The sequence below is a fragment of the Microbacterium sp. LjRoot205 genome, from assembly GCF_056175745.1.
Map to the genome: position 1 here is coordinate 185324 of NZ_JBGFFH010000001.1, position 13707 is coordinate 199030.

Consider the following 13707-nt stretch of genomic DNA (forward strand, 5'->3'; position numbering starts at 1 on the left):
GGGCATCCCCAGGTGTGCCCGCCCGCGGAGCGAGCTCAGGCCCGGGCGGCCCACCATTCGCGAAGGCGCTGCTCAGCGGCATCCGTTCCGATGACACCCTCGTCGAGGCGCAGCTCGAGCAGGAATCGGTAGGCCTCGCCGACCTCGCGGCCGGGCGCGATGCCGAGGATGCTCTGGATCTGGTTGCCGTCGAGCTCCGGGCGGATGGAGTCGAGCTCCTCCTGCTCGCGCAACGCGGCGATGCGCGACTCGATGTCGTCGTAGGCCGAGGCGAGCCGCCCTGCCTTGCGCTTGTTCCGCGTGGTGACGTCGGCGCGAGTGAGGATGTGCAGGCGTTCGAGCTGGTCGCCCGCATCGCGCACGTAGCGGCGCACCGCGGCATCCGTCCAGGCGCCCTCGGCGTAGCCGAAGAACCGCAGATGCAGTTCGATCAGCTTCGACACGGCCTCGGTCGTGTCCGTGTCGAACCGCAGCGCCTGCAGACGCTTGCGCGCCATTCTCGCCCCGACCACGTCGTGGTGGTGGAAGGTGACGACGCCGCCGTCTTCGAGCTTGCGAGTGCGGGGCTTGCCGATGTCGTGCAGAAGCGCGGCGATGCGCAGTGCGACGTCAGGTTCAGCCCCGGGGTTGCGCGACTGCTCGAGCGAGATCGCCTGGTTGAGCACCGTGAGCGAGTGCTCGTAGACGTCCTTGTGGTGGTGGTGCTCGTCGACCTCGAGCCGCAGAGCGCTCACCTCGGGCAGGAACTCCTCGATCAGACCTGTCTCGACGAGCACGCGGATGCCGCGCACGGGGTCGTCGGTCTGCATGAGCCGCACGAGCTCCGACTGGATGCGCTCCGGGCTCACGATCTCGAGAGTCGCTCGCAGCTGAGTGATCGCGTCGAACGTGTCGTCGTCGATGCGGAAGCCGAGCTGAGCGCTGAAGCGCGCGGCGCGCAGCATCCGCAGCGGGTCGTCGCCGAACGACACGTGAGGGCTCGCCGGCGTGCGCAGGACACCTGCGATGAGGTCTTCGACTCCCCCGGTCGGGTCCACGAGCTTCACAGCCGGCACGAGCAGCGCCATCGCGTTGACGGTGAAGTCGCGTCGGTGCAGGTCGGCCTCGATCGTGTCGCCGAACTCGACGGTCGGCTTGCGGGTCACGCCGTCATAGCTGTCGGCCCGGTACGTCGTGACCTCGACCTGTTCGCCCTGCACACGCGCGCCGATGGTGCCGAATGCGCGGCCGATTTCCCACTGGGCGGTCGAGATCGGCTTGACGATGCGCAGGATGTCGTCCGGCATCGCGTTCGTCGTGAAGTCGAGGTCGTGCGTCGGCCTGCCGATCAGCGCGTCACGCACGGGTCCGCCGACCACGGCGAGGTCGAAGCCCGCTGCCTCGAACGCCCCGGCGAGGGTGCGGACGACCGGGTTCTCGGCGAGCGCGCCGAGACGGACGAGGCCGTCAGCCATATTGAGCATGGGTTCCAGCGTACCGGGGTGCGGGTGTCATCCGTCGGCGGCTGGTGTGTCCGGGCAGGGTGTCAGAACAAGGGGTTCTCGCCCTTGGCCTGCGCGACCGCGCGAGCTCTCGCCTGCACCAGCCGCATGAGGAGCATGCTCATCAGGAACCCGCCGATCACCGCGACGGCGACGATGAACCAGATCCCGATCTCGGGATCGATGAGCTCGAAGCCGTAGATCGCGACTGCGAGGAGAAGCAGCACCGGACCCTCGATCAGCGCGAACGTGACGAACAGCCGCGTCTGACGGCGACCGAAATCGGCGTTGACCGCCCGGACGCGCGCCTCGATCGAGGACTCTCCTGCGTAGCTCATGCCCCCACCGTAGCGGCGCCGCGTTCCGCATCCCGTGCGTCGACACCCTCCGCGTCCTAGGATCGGCATCGTGACCGGAGAACAGAGCGAGTCCCCCACCGCGCCTGAGCCCTCCCGGCGAGGATTCCTCAAGATGGGCGGCGCCGCACTGGCCGGCGTCGTGATCGGCGGCGCCGGAGGTGCGGCGATCGGTGTGAACGTCGCGAATCAGCGAAAGGGCTTCGTCTCCGACCCCGATCCGTTCGCCGCGCTGACTCCGCGCAGCGAACCCGGCTTCGACCACCTCGTCGTGGTGATGGGCGAGAACCGATCGTTCGACAACCTGCTGGGCTATCTGTACTCGAAGGAGACGCTTCCGAAAGGCGAGAAGTTCGAGGGTCTCGCTTTCGGCACGCACAGCAACACCGCGGCCGACGGCACGGTCGTCGACGCACACGTCTACACCGGAGACACCGACCGGATCATGAGCCTGCCCGACCCCGACCCGGGCGAGGAGTATCCGCACGTCAACACCCAGATCTTCGGCACGGTCGACCCGAAGGACAACGCAGACCTGTTCGTCGATCAGATGTCGGCCCCGTTCAACGCACCGACGCACGGCGAGAAGGCGACGATGTCGGGGTTCCTCGAGGACTACATCATCAACTTCCGCCGCCTGCGCAAGGGCGTCGAGCCCAAGCCCGAGGAGGCCGCGCACATCATGGGCTCCTTCTCCCCTGAGATGCTGCCCGTGCTGTCGACGCTCGCCTCCGAGTTCGCGGTGTTCGACCACTGGTATGCCGGGGTGCCGTCGCAGACGTTCTGCAACCGGTCGTTCTTCCACGCGTCGACCTCGCATGGCTTCGTCACCAACCAGGCGGGCGGCGGCTACCGCAAGTGGCTCGACGCCCCTGCGGCGCCGACGGTGTTCAATCGGCTCGAAGACGAGAAGGTCAGCTGGAAGATCTACATCGACAAGCTCCAGCTGGTGTCGTTCACGGGGATGCTGCACGCCGCAGTGCTCGAGAAGTACTGGCGCACCGAGCACTTCGGCACGATGGAGGACTTCTACGCAGAGGCGAAGAACGGCACCCTGCCGGCATACGCGTTCATCGAACCGCGCATGGTCTACGACCACAACGACTTCCACCCGCCGTTCGGGTCGCCTCGCGAGAGTGTCGTCGACGGCGAGCCCGTCTACGACAGCGCGATCTCCGATGTCCGGGCCGGAGACCGTCTGATCCACGACATCTACGAGGCGGTGCGCACGAGCGCGTCGCCCCAGGGCTCGAACGCGGTCAACACCCTGCTGCTCATCACCTTCGACGAGCACGGCGGGTGCTACGACCATGTGCCTCCCCCCTCGGCGACGAAGCCGACGAAAGACACCGGGGCGGGCGAGATGGGTTTCACGTTCGATCGACTCGGATGCCGTGTGCCGGCGATCGCGGTGTCGGCGTACACGCGTCGAGGAACCATCGTCCACGACGAGATGCACCACGGGTCGGTCACGGCCACCCTCTCGCGCCTGCACGGACTGAAGCCGCTCAACGACCGCGACCAGTCGGCGAACACGCTCTTCGCCTCCGTGAACCTCGACCAGCCTCGGCATCCCGCCGACTGGCCCGTCACGACACCCGCCTACACGCCGCCGAACCCCGAGCGTGCTGAGCCGAAGCCCGGTGACCCCACCGAGATGAAACCGCTCACCCCGCCTGCCCGAGGCCTGCTCGGTCTGCTGATCGCCAAGTACGGCAAGCCGGGCGAACCCGAGCCCGAGACCTTCGCCGACGCCTACCGGCTGCTGCACGAGCACGGCGAGGAGCTGTTCGGCCCCGCGGCCAAGTAGCACGGCAATAGGCTTGCCGCATGACCGACAGTGCCGCGCTCACCGCCTTCTGGAACCATGTCCGCGCAGAGAATCCTGCGCTTCCGGAGCAGACGCCCGGCGCCTGGGCCTTCGGTGCGACGCCCGACCATGCCGATTCTCTGCTCGCGCTCGTCCTCGCCGGCGTGAAGACCGGCACCGCCTCCTCGCAGTGGGACTACGACGAGACAGGTGACCCCGAGCCGTACGTGGGAGAGCTGAGCATCATCCTCGACGGATCCGGCGCTCCGCGCGCCGTGCTCGAGACGACCGCGGTCCGCACTGTGCCCTTCGACGAGGTCACCGACGAGCACGCGCACGCGGAAGGAGAGGGAGACCGCACCCTCACCTACTGGCGCGAATCGCACGAGCGGTACTGGCGCGCCCACTCCGAGAATCCCCGGGGATTCGAGGCCGACATGCCGATCATCTGCGAGCGCTTTCGCGTCGTCCACCCCGTCTGACGAACCGGTCGGCCTCCGACGCGCCGGACTCAGTCGCGTCGTGAACGGCGGCGCGAGATCAGCAGCAGCACGGCACCGACCACGAGCACCGCGGCGCCCGCTGCTGCCCAGATGAAGGTCTCGGGTCCGAGGCCTGTTCCCGGCAGCTGAGCGCCTCCGGTGTCCGGCGGCGAGGCCGGGTCGGTCGGATTCTGCGTGGGCGGGTCGGTCGGGGTGATGACGGCGGCCGAGACCGTGAAGTTCTGGCCGACGAACGACTCTCCCGCAGCCGTGATGACGAAGGTCGCCGTCGCCGGGCCGATGATCGTGCGCCCTTCCGGGGCGGTGATCGTCAGATCATACGAATCGGGCGGCAGATCGGAGATCGCGTATCCGCCGTCGGCGTCGGTCGTCAGCTCCTGCGAGACCTCATCCGATTCCACAGTGATGATCACTCCGGCCACGGGTGCGCCGTCGTCGGTGCGCACCTCTCCCGAGATCGAGCCCAGGCGGGCGAGCTCGAAATCGACGCTCGTGAGGTCGGTCGTGGTGAGAGTCTCGGTGCGAGTCGCCGGGCCGGACGCGACATAGCCGTCCGGCGTCGTCATCGTGATCTCGTACTCCCCCGCCGGCAGGCGCGGGAACGTGTAGACGCCGTCCTCGTCGGTGACCGTCGTGACCGTGTCGACGCCGTCATCGACGGTGATCGTGACGTCAGGCACGCCCCCCGTTCCGGCGGCGCTGACGGTGCCGCTCAGGTCGGCGTTCTCGACCACGACGAGGTCTTCGAGGACGATCGGCTCCTCACTGTTCTCCGGCACCACGATCTCTGTGGGCTCGATGGCGCTGAACCCGGGCGGTGGTGTGACCTCGACGGTGTGCGGGCCGACAGGCACCCCCTCGATCAGGAACTCGCCACCGGCGTCGGTCGTCGCCGGATCGACGCCCTCGATCGTGACGATCGCGCCGGGGACGCCGGTGCCCTCGTCGTCGACGATGCGACCCGAGACCGCGACCGGCTCGATGTCGCGCACCTCGAAGGCCGCGCTGCCGTCTTCGGTCGTGAGGTCGACGGCCTGCACGGCCGGACCGACGGCGATCTTGCCGTCGGGAACCGTGACGGCCACCGTGTATCCGTCGGTCGCGATGAAACCGGGGAAGGAGTACGTGCCGTCGGCATCCGTCGTGGTCGTTCCCACCACCGCGCCGTTCGCGTCGGTGAGTGTGAGTGCCGCTCCCGGCAGCGGGCCCTCGGCCTGGTCGGTGACGGTTCCCGTGATGTCGCGTGCGATCGAGGCGAACCAGGTCTGGTAGATCGGGAACCCCGAGCGCTGGGTGAAGAAGAACGTCAGCGAGGTGATCGGCACCGAAGGCTCGAACCAGGCCGCCGAGCCGCTCGTGTCAGACGCCGCCGCGTTACCTGTCAGGGTCTGGGTCGCGGGATCCCACGAGGGCACGTCCGTGGCGACCCCTGAGCATGACGGCTTGCCGGTGACGCCCGGTGCGCAGTAGTTGAAGCCGCCGTTGAATCCGATCTCCTCGGCGGTGAGGGTCTGACCGTCGACGCCGATCGCCTCGATGCGCACCGAATCGGCGTCGATGTCACCCAGCACGAAGGTCCAACCGGATGCCGGCGTGGGCGTCGCGAACGAGTAGGTGGTGGTCGACGGGCTCGTGGGACTGTCGGCCTTCGGTCGCAGATTCAGGTACTGCTGATTGATGCTGCTGCCGTACTTCTCACCGACGGGGGTGCCCTGCGAGAGCCAGGTCGATGCGCCCGAGATGACGCCGACCTGTCCTGCGCGGGAGTCGGTGGTCATGGTCGCGGTCAGTGCGGGCTGCGCCGCCACCTGCACGGTGGTCGTATAGGCGCCACCCGTGCCGGTCAGCGGCTGGCAGGTCGCCCAGGCGGTCGTGGTGGCCGCGGCGGCCGGCACAGCTCCGACGAGCGCCGCGACGAGGACGATGACTCCGGCCAGGATTCCGCTCTTGGGCGCTCGCATGCGGCCAGCGTATCGATATATCGCTGAGGGAGTCGAGGAAAAAGGGGCGGATGCAGTCCGCATCCGCCCCTCACATCCGCAGTGTCCGGTCTGTCGTCAGACCGGATCGCCCTGCACAGGCCCCTCGGTGTTCGGCTTCCAGCCGAGTGCCGGAGCGACGTGCGTCGCGAACGACTCGAGCACGCTCGGGGGTGGCTGTACGACTCGCTGCAGCCTTCCGGCTTCCCTGTGAGTGCGCGATAGCATTGCCCTCCATATTCGCCGTGTCTCGTTCGGAACCTCCCGCCATTGCGAAGGCTCGGAAGTTGGTGGTTTGGTGGCTCAGATGGTGGATTCCCGCCCATCGCTTCCGCTTCGAGCTGACGGCGCTCCCGGATCAGTACCGAGTGACCTACGCCCGGTGGGATAAGTACGGGGGAGCTGTTGAATGGAGTCTCGTTCCCAGGCTCACGCTTTCGCCGGACGAGTTCCACGAGTGGCAGGCCGGGCTCGATGGAGGCAAACGCTGACTGGGTGTGTGACACCACGGCTGAGGGCCGCGATCTGTTCTGGATCGTGGCCCTCGCTTCTGCTGTCAGTACGGTTGGCTCATGGAACAGACGAAAACCTGCTGGGTCTGTCGCTCTGAGCCCGCCACCACGGGTGAACACAAATGGCCACACTCGTACCTGAGGAAGTACCACGCCAACGACTGGAGCGAGCTTCAGCATGGTCGCTGGGACGGCCGCCGCTTCAACACCAAGGCATCGAACTCCAAGAATCTAAAGCACTCGGTTCTCTGTCCAAGATGCAACAACGAACTGACCGCGCCGCAGGACCGAGCGCTGAGCGCGTTTCTGACCTACCTTGAGGACAACCACGACACCGTACTTGTGACTCGGACTATCTCGCTCACGGATGCGCTGGGGACCCACGAGCCCCTGAACTTTTACCGCGCACTACTGAAGCTTGAATTCTCCCGGCTGAGCGATGACCAGCTAGACATCAGTCCTGAAGTAGCCGACTTCGTCCTTGGCTCGGAAGCCTGGGAGGCGGCAAACAGCAAGACCAGAATCGAGTTCCGCATAGCTGAGGAGATGGTCCCGAGGGGGCTAGGAGACCCCTTCGAGACCGATGCCTCGTTCTACGAGGATCCCTACTTCGTCTCGCATCAGATCAACTTCGGCTGGTTCGGGGTGCACTACCTCTACGCACCGACCGAGCGCCCGCACCTTCCCTGGCCTGACTGGTCGATGGGCTATTTGCCGCTATCTACCCGCGGTTTCGATGCTCGCCCGGGTCAGCTGTTCCCTGAGCTCTGAGGAGTAAGGCACCTTCAGAGCATGTAGACCTTGAGGTCCTTATCCTCGTCTTTCCAGCTCGCACACTTTGGATGAGTGGAGAGCCAGTACCGAATCGCGCCCAGAGCCGAGTTGATGTCGTCCAGAAGCTCAATCTGCCGATGGATGAAGGTCCTGTCGGTCATGTTTGGACGAATCGAGTGAGCGGGAGCTTGGCGAGCCTTCCTCACATCTCGCAGCGGTCCGAGAACTTTCCTCGCCCGCTCTTCTGGCACACCTGCGCCCTGCATGAAGCGCTGGAAGCGATTGAGCGTGCCGATCCGTTCGCCGTTCTCCTCGACGGCGGGCACTCCCGCGGCCTTGAAGAAGTCCGAGCGAAGGTTGTCCGACAGAACCTTGTCGAGCTGAAGCATGAAGTCATCCCACTCGCGCTGGGCAGGGCGAAGAAGCCAACCCATTTCGTCCGGTCTGTCTGTCGAGCGGAAGAGCGGTTCTCCGAAGGAGAGCGTGGCGAGATCATTGAGGTTCTTCAGCTCCATGAAGAGCTTCTCGATGGGACCAACGCCGTCGGGCCAGTGACCCATCTGCGCCATCCACCAGAGGGGATGCGGCTGAAGGTTGGCCTCATCGACCTGGTACGTCTCCCACCGGCGCTGATGTTCCGGCGTCAGAGTGACGAGGTCGTGGTAAAACACGGCTACCCGGCGAAAGATCGGCGACTCGGAGTCCGTGGGGTCGTAGCCGCTCAAGTCATAGGCGAAGCCGATGTGACTCAGGCCCACATGGTCGCGCTCGAACACATCCTTGTCCTCGAACGCCTCGTCGGTGAGCCCCATGCTCGCTCCAGAGTCGCCGAAACCGAATCGGAATCGGCTGTCATTGCGGTATTGCTCTAGGACATCGAACTCGAAGTAGGCCAGCTCCAAAGTGCCTCTGCCCCGTGCCATCGCCCTCGCGTAGGGGCGCCCATTCAGGCGAGCTGGGAGGCGAACTCCCTTCATTCCGGGGGCTGTGGGGTACAGGCAGACGCCATAGTCCGACGCCGACAGATCCCGCACGTCCTGAATCTGATCTTCCAACGATCGTCGAGACGGCCAGGGACGAATATGGATGTTCATGTAGTCCGCATCCGTGACCACCTGGACAAGCCCGGCTTCCACGAGTTCGATCGCTGCCGCCCTCGTTGGCTCCACGAGCTTCGCGCGGATGTGTAAGCCGTTGAAGTCCCGGGATCCGAGATAGCGCTCTCGGATTCGTCCCATCAACTCCGCCGCTTCCGCGCTGAGCTCCGGGTGTTGTTTCGCCGCCACAAGTCTCCCCCTTCGTGGTCTTCCCTAGCGTCCGCCACCCGCACTGGGGCCGGATTCCACAGGCACTACGACCCCAGAGGTGAACCATTGGACGAGCGTCGCGGCCAGGATGACGGCCGCCCTAGCTTCCTCCAAAGTCGCATCCGCATAGTCAGGGCGTCCGTGGCGGCTCTCGTGTCCTCGCCAAATTGTCCGGAGCATCATAGCGAGGCTCTTTGCCCCAGGGGCTTTCGCGCTGTCCCGGAAGACGAGTCTCCACTTGGGAGTGTCAGCCTCGAGGATCGAGAAGAGGTTCGCAAGAGTCGGCTCGGGGCCGCCAACGGGGATCACTGAGAGGGCGGCTGTTTCGACTGCCACAACGGCGTGGCTGTAGGCCACCGAGGCTCGGGGGCTCGTACCGTAGGCGTCGAGCCAGGCTTCCTGCAGCTTGAGGGAGGCGGCGTCCTTTCCGCTGAGCGCTGCGCTCATGGCCTTGCGCACTCCGTCGGGAACTCTTTTGACGAGCCTCGCCTTCGTGCCGTTCCACCGAATCACCGTCCACGCCGAACCGCCGTTGCTGAGCACCAACTCCAGTGGATGTCCCTCGGCGTAGGGCGCGTAGTGAGTAGTGCTCGCGAGGTAGTTGAGGAGGTTGGTAAAGGTTGCGTCATCGAGCGTACGCAAGCGAGGCAGCACAGTGTCCTTCCATCTGAGGAATGTGTCTGCGCGGAACCCCACATCCGTATGGGCCGCGTTCTGGAAATCGATGAACCTGTGCGAGTAGACATGGCCACGCTCCTCGCCGACGGACCTCGCTACCCATCGGAACGCGGCTTCCCGCAGATATCCGGGGAACTCCTCGATCAGTGCGTCCTCGCGGCCGGTTGGAATTACGGGCCGCCACGCTTCTTCGCTCACGGCATCAGGGTATCGACTCGCTCGACATTCAAAGTGAGATCGCGGATCGGCAGCTCCGCAGCGTTTCATCTACCAACGGATTTTCACGGTCGGGACGGTGCTCGGTATCTCGCATCAGTTAGCAGCAGGGCTACCTCACGAACGGGGCGTAGGACTGGATTACTGAGTACGAGCGCAGCAAGCGCCCACCCTTCCGCATCCGCGTATGGGAGAAGCCCCAGCTCCTCCGGCTCGTCGAGAAGAATCTCGATCTAGCCTTCAAGCATGATGTCGGCACGAGCACGCTCAGGCGAGTGACCGAGATCCTGGCGGCAGAGTCTGAGCTGATGGATCGGCTCTGGTACGGGCGAAAGCCCTCCGATGTGGATGTGGCGACCAGGGAAGACCTGTCCCTTGAGCTGAAGGCTGGCTTGCTCGCCTCGAAGCGTCGAATGGAGGAGCAATACGGCGTGGAGGAGCTGGCTCATCGGATTGGACCTGGGGGTACCTCTCGGGCAGGATCTCGGCTGTGCGCTGGGTGCTCGGGGATGACTGGCACAATCTCGACAGCTGACCCCCTGTCTTCTTCATGCCCTCAGCGCGCTAGGCTGCGATCTAGGCCCGCCCTAGACGATCCTCGACAGTGTGAGTGCGGCGACGAGGAGACGGGTTCAGATTGCAGTGTACGGACACTCGTCAGGATTGCCCCAGGGTTTCCTATGCGCAAGTATGACGCTCATGGACCTTCAGCAAGCGGTAGATCAGTTTGATAACGCGATCACCCACTGCGACAACCTCGTCGCGGTCCACCGCGGCCACGGCGGAGCGAATCGAGGACGCCGGTACCTGGAGGTCTCAATCGACCGCGCAGTCATTGTGCTCGCGGTAGCCGCTTGGCAAGCAGCGGTGCAAGACCTGACCACAGCGCTTCTGGACTCTGCGCGACCGACCGGCCCGACTCCTATTGACATCGCGCGCTACGACACATTGACCGGATCAGCCAGAAAAGCGATCACTGACTTCGCAACTCCCAACGCTGAGAACACCCGGCGGCTGATGGTCAGTGCGGGTTTTGATCCACGGCCGCTCTGGACATATACCATCGCCGGCGGCCAAGGAAGACCTCGCACCACTTGGACACCTCACATGGTCTCGGTCAGGCTCAACGAGTGGCTGAAGATTCGACACGCGCTCGCACATGGCCACGAGACTCTTCCCGTCAATCAAGCGCTACTTGCGGTACGCAATCTCGGAGTTACCTCCAACCCAACTCTCCAGCTGAAGGACGCGGAGGGTTGCATCGCATTCCTGAACCGCCTTGTCCGACTTACCTCGACAGGGCTGGCTTCTCATCTCGGAATCACGATCGTCTATCCGCGAGGCTAGACGCCTTGATGTGAGTCCAGAACCGTTCGACTAAGAGACCGACGGCGCTGCGGTGTGCCTGACTAGAGACCCTCAACCTGCACGCTCAGATCGCGTATCCCTGCACAGGACCCTCGGTGTTCGGCTTCCAGCCGAGTGCCGGAGCGACGTGCGTCGCGAACGACTCGAGCACGTGGAGGTTGTAGGCGGGCCCCAACTGGTTCGGGATCGTCAGCAGCAGTGTGTCTGCCGACATGACCGCCTCGTCGGCCAGAAGCTGCTGGATGAGCACGTCCGGCTCGGCCGCATACGTCTTGCCGAACGTAGAGCGGAAGCCGTCGATGATGCCGATCTGGTCGGCGTTCTCCTCGCTGCGCAGCCCGAAGTAGGCCCTGTCCATGTCGGAGACCAACGGGAAGACGCTGCGACTGACCGAGACTCGCGGTGCACCGGTGTGCCCTGCCTCTTTGTAGGCGGCGCGGAAGAGGTCGATCTGCTCGCGCTGAAGCTGATGGAAAGGCACGCCCGTCGCTTCGGTGAGAAGCGTGGAGCTCATCATGTTCAGGCCCTTGCGCCCGGTCTCCTCAGCCGTGGCCCGTGAACCAGAGCCCCACCAGATGTGGTCGCGCAGAGTCGGCGACTGGGGCTCGATCGCGAGATAGCGCCCGGCGCCGACCATGCGGGGGTCGCCGGGGGCGAGGCCCTCTCCGTCGATCGCACGGAGGAAGAGATCGAACTTCTCACGCGCGATCACACTGCCCCGCTCGGGGTCTTCCTCATCGTGGAAGCCGAAGGTCTCATAGCCGCGCAGAGCCGTCTCGGGTGACCCCCGGCTCACGCCGAGCGCGATGCGCCCGTCGGCGATCAGGTCGAGGGCGGCCGCCTCTTCGGCGAACTGGAAGGGGTTCTCATACCGCATGTCGATCACGCCGGTGCCGACCTCGATGCGCTTCGTGCGCGCGGCCATGGCCGACAGCAGCGGCATGGGCGAGGCGGCCTGCCGTGCCCAGTGGTGAACGCGCACCGAGGCGCCGTTCACGCCGATCTCGTCTGCACCCTCCGCGATCTCGATGGTCTGCTTCAGCATGTCTCCCGCGGTGCGGGTCGCCGAACCGGGCACGTCTGCATAGTGCCCGAAGGAGAGGAATCCGAAAGCCTTCATGGTGTATTCGAACGCATAGATGGGGTGCGGTATTCCGTCATCACTCCCCCGGAACCAGCAGGCCGTCGAGCACGAGCTGCCGGATACGGGGTTCGAGGTCGGCCCACAGCTCGACGAGCGGCACCTCGAACAGGTCGGCGAGGGCCGAGACGATCTGCATGACGGTGAGGTCGCCGTCGCACGCTCCGACGAAACCGGCGAGCGCGGGATCGACCGTGATCGTGCGGGCGAATCCCCCGCCCTGTCGGAGTTCGATGATGCTCGGGTCGTCGTTGCCGGGGAGCAGATGGCGTGCCTCGGTGACGTCGGGAGCGACGAGCAGCGTGGCGGGCAGTCCGGTCGCGAGCACATCGTGTGCGGCGAGGCCCGCGCGCAGTGCGGCGCCCACATTCGAGACGGGTTGCGTCACGCGCTCGAGACGGCGCAGCGGGACACCGTCGGCGGCCGGTCTGCGCACCAGGATGTAGCCGAATCCGACCGCGGTGACGCCTCGGGCGGTGAAGTCGTCGAGCCACGCCGTGAGGAGCGGAGTGAACGCGGCATCCCGCGGCGTCGTGCCCCCATCCCGGATCCACAGTTCTGCGTATCCGAGCGGCGAGAGCTCTTCACGCTGGATCACCCACAGGTCGAGGTCGCCGGGAACCCAGGAAGAGAGGCGGTCGAGACCGGAACGCCCGGTCAACGCCACCTGACCCCCGCGTGACTCCCAGTTGCCGAGCAGCTGCGCCACACCCCCAGGAGTCAGGAACGACGGAACCGCGCGCAGGAACTGCTCGACGAGGGCGTCGCCGACGAGACCTCCGTCGCGGTACTCGTATTCGGGCACGCCCTCTGCGCGCGGGGTGATCACGAAGGGCGGGTTCGAGACGATCAGGTCGAACGCCTCCCCCTCCACCGGGTCGAACATGCTGCCCAGGCGGAACTCGATGTTCGTGACGCCGTTCAGCTGGGCGTTCAACTCGGCATAGGCGAGTGCACGCGCCGAGATGTCGGTGGCCACGACCGAGCCTGCGTGGCGAGCGACCAGAAGTGCCTGGATGCCGCACCCTGTGCCCAGATCGAGAGCGCGGTCGACCTCGATCGGCATGATGATCTCGGCGAGGGTGCGCGAGGCTCCGCCGACGCCGAGAACGTGATCCGCCGGAAGCGCGCCGTCGAGCGCCACCTCATCCAGATCGCTGGCGATCCACCATTCACCGATCCCATCCGAGTCGACGAACGACTGCGGCCGCAGAAGCGCAGTGGGAACCACATGGCTCCCCTCGATGCGTGCGAGGCCGAGAGCGGCGAGGCCGTCGGCGCCGAGTCTCGGCAGAGCCTCGGTCACCGCGGCGAGCGGCTGCGGCATTCCGAGCACCAGCAGCCTGCCGAGCGTGGCGAGCACACCGCCGTCACCGGCGATCGAGCGCAGGATCGGCTCACGCATGCCTCTGGCCAGCGCGTCGTCCTCCTCTTCGCCCCACAGTCGGCGAAGAGGCTCCGAACGCAGATCCGCGTCGTCGAGATCCGCGGCGAGCGCGGTGCTGCGGAGCGGATCGGGCGTGGGGGCGAGGGTGTCGGACACGGCCGTCACTCTACGCGTCTTCAGGGTTCTCATTCAGCC

11 protein-coding genes and 1 pseudogene are annotated in these 13707 nt (G+C 65.7%); 4 read left to right on the forward strand and 8 right to left on the reverse strand.

Going from position 1 to position 13707, the window contains the following annotated elements; translation table 11 throughout:
- Positions 1–35 precede the first annotated feature (35 nt).
- Both AC04ME_RS00980 and AC04ME_RS00985 read right to left on the reverse strand, forming a co-directional pair.
- On the reverse strand, positions 36–1463 hold the full coding sequence (locus AC04ME_RS00980; protein ID WP_475433119.1) for a CCA tRNA nucleotidyltransferase: 1428 nt from the start codon (positions 1461–1463) through the stop codon (positions 36–38).
- 62 nt (positions 1464–1525) lie between these two features.
- Positions 1526–1819 (reverse strand): hypothetical protein, encoded by a 294-nt coding sequence (locus AC04ME_RS00985; RefSeq protein WP_079113838.1) that lies wholly within the window; start codon positions 1817–1819, stop codon positions 1526–1528.
- Between the two features lie 70 nt (positions 1820–1889).
- On the opposite strand from AC04ME_RS00985, the gene AC04ME_RS00990 reads away from it, so the two are divergent.
- The gene (locus AC04ME_RS00990) at positions 1890–3647 is read left to right on the forward strand and encodes an alkaline phosphatase family protein (RefSeq protein WP_475433120.1); all 1758 of its coding nucleotides are present in this window, start codon (positions 1890–1892) and stop codon (positions 3645–3647) included.
- Between the two features lie 20 nt (positions 3648–3667).
- On the forward strand, positions 3668–4129 hold the full coding sequence (locus AC04ME_RS00995; RefSeq protein ID WP_455903904.1) for an ASCH domain-containing protein: 462 nt from the start codon (positions 3668–3670) through the stop codon (positions 4127–4129).
- 29 nt (positions 4130–4158) lie between these two features.
- Here AC04ME_RS00995 and AC04ME_RS01000 read toward each other — a convergent pair whose 3' ends face one another.
- Complete coding sequence (locus AC04ME_RS01000) at positions 4159–6111, reverse strand: MSCRAMM family protein (RefSeq protein ID WP_475433122.1); 1953 nt, start codon at positions 6109–6111, stop codon at positions 4159–4161.
- A 96-nt stretch (positions 6112–6207) separates the two neighbouring features.
- Positions 6208–6294 (reverse strand): annotated as a pseudogene (locus tag AC04ME_RS01005) (LLM class flavin-dependent oxidoreductase); the annotation flags it as partial.
- A 407-nt stretch (positions 6295–6701) separates the two neighbouring features.
- On the opposite strand from AC04ME_RS01005, the gene AC04ME_RS01010 reads away from it, so the two are divergent.
- Positions 6702–7412, forward strand: coding sequence for a hypothetical protein (locus AC04ME_RS01010; protein WP_475433123.1), 711 nt, complete (start codon positions 6702–6704; stop codon positions 7410–7412).
- Positions 7413–7426: 14 nt separating this feature from the next.
- Here the strand turns inward: AC04ME_RS01010 and AC04ME_RS01015 are convergent, their stop codons facing one another.
- Both AC04ME_RS01015 and AC04ME_RS01020 read right to left on the reverse strand, forming a co-directional pair.
- A complete protein-coding gene (locus AC04ME_RS01015) occupies positions 7427–8701 on the reverse strand; it encodes a hypothetical protein (RefSeq protein WP_475433125.1) in 1275 nt (424 codons plus the stop codon).
- A gap of 24 nt (positions 8702–8725) precedes the next feature.
- Positions 8726–9598, reverse strand: a complete 873-nt coding sequence (locus tag AC04ME_RS01020) for a hypothetical protein (protein ID WP_475433127.1) — start codon at positions 9596–9598, stop codon at positions 8726–8728.
- Positions 9599–10315: 717 nt separating this feature from the next.
- Between AC04ME_RS01020 and AC04ME_RS01025 the strand changes: the two genes are divergently transcribed.
- Positions 10316–10963, forward strand: a complete 648-nt coding sequence (locus tag AC04ME_RS01025; RefSeq protein ID WP_475433129.1) for a hypothetical protein — start codon at positions 10316–10318, stop codon at positions 10961–10963.
- An 85-nt stretch (positions 10964–11048) separates the two neighbouring features.
- Here AC04ME_RS01025 and AC04ME_RS01030 read toward each other — a convergent pair whose 3' ends face one another.
- On the reverse strand, positions 11049–12104 hold the full coding sequence (locus AC04ME_RS01030) for an LLM class flavin-dependent oxidoreductase (RefSeq protein ID WP_475433130.1): 1056 nt from the start codon (positions 12102–12104) through the stop codon (positions 11049–11051).
- A gap of 40 nt (positions 12105–12144) precedes the next feature.
- The gene (locus AC04ME_RS01035) at positions 12145–13701 is read right to left on the reverse strand and encodes a class I SAM-dependent methyltransferase (RefSeq protein ID WP_475433132.1); all 1557 of its coding nucleotides are present in this window, start codon (positions 13699–13701) and stop codon (positions 12145–12147) included.
- Between the last annotated feature and the right edge of the window lie 6 nt (positions 13702–13707).

Bases quoted from the DNA above. Each gene is read 5' to 3' on its own strand.
- AC04ME_RS01000 (WP_475433122.1), bottom strand. From the start codon at position 6,111: ATGCGAGCGCCCAAGAGCGGAATCCTGGCCGGAGTCATCGTCCTCGTC.
- AC04ME_RS01030 (WP_475433130.1), bottom strand. From the start codon at position 12,104: ATGAAGGCTTTCGGATTCCTCTCCTTCGGGCACTATGCAGACGTGCCC.
- AC04ME_RS01025 (WP_475433129.1), top strand. From the start codon at position 10,316: ATGGACCTTCAGCAAGCGGTAGATCAGTTTGATAACGCGATCACCCAC.
- AC04ME_RS00980 (WP_475433119.1), bottom strand. From the start codon at position 1,463: ATGCTCAATATGGCTGACGGCCTCGTCCGTCTCGGCGCGCTCGCCGAG.
- AC04ME_RS01035 (WP_475433132.1), bottom strand. From the start codon at position 13,701: ATGAGAACCCTGAAGACGCGTAGAGTGACGGCCGTGTCCGACACCCTC.
- AC04ME_RS00995 (WP_455903904.1), top strand. From the start codon at position 3,668: ATGACCGACAGTGCCGCGCTCACCGCCTTCTGGAACCATGTCCGCGCA.
- AC04ME_RS00985 (WP_079113838.1), bottom strand. From the start codon at position 1,819: ATGAGCTACGCAGGAGAGTCCTCGATCGAGGCGCGCGTCCGGGCGGTC.
- AC04ME_RS01010 (WP_475433123.1), top strand. From the start codon at position 6,702: ATGGAACAGACGAAAACCTGCTGGGTCTGTCGCTCTGAGCCCGCCACC.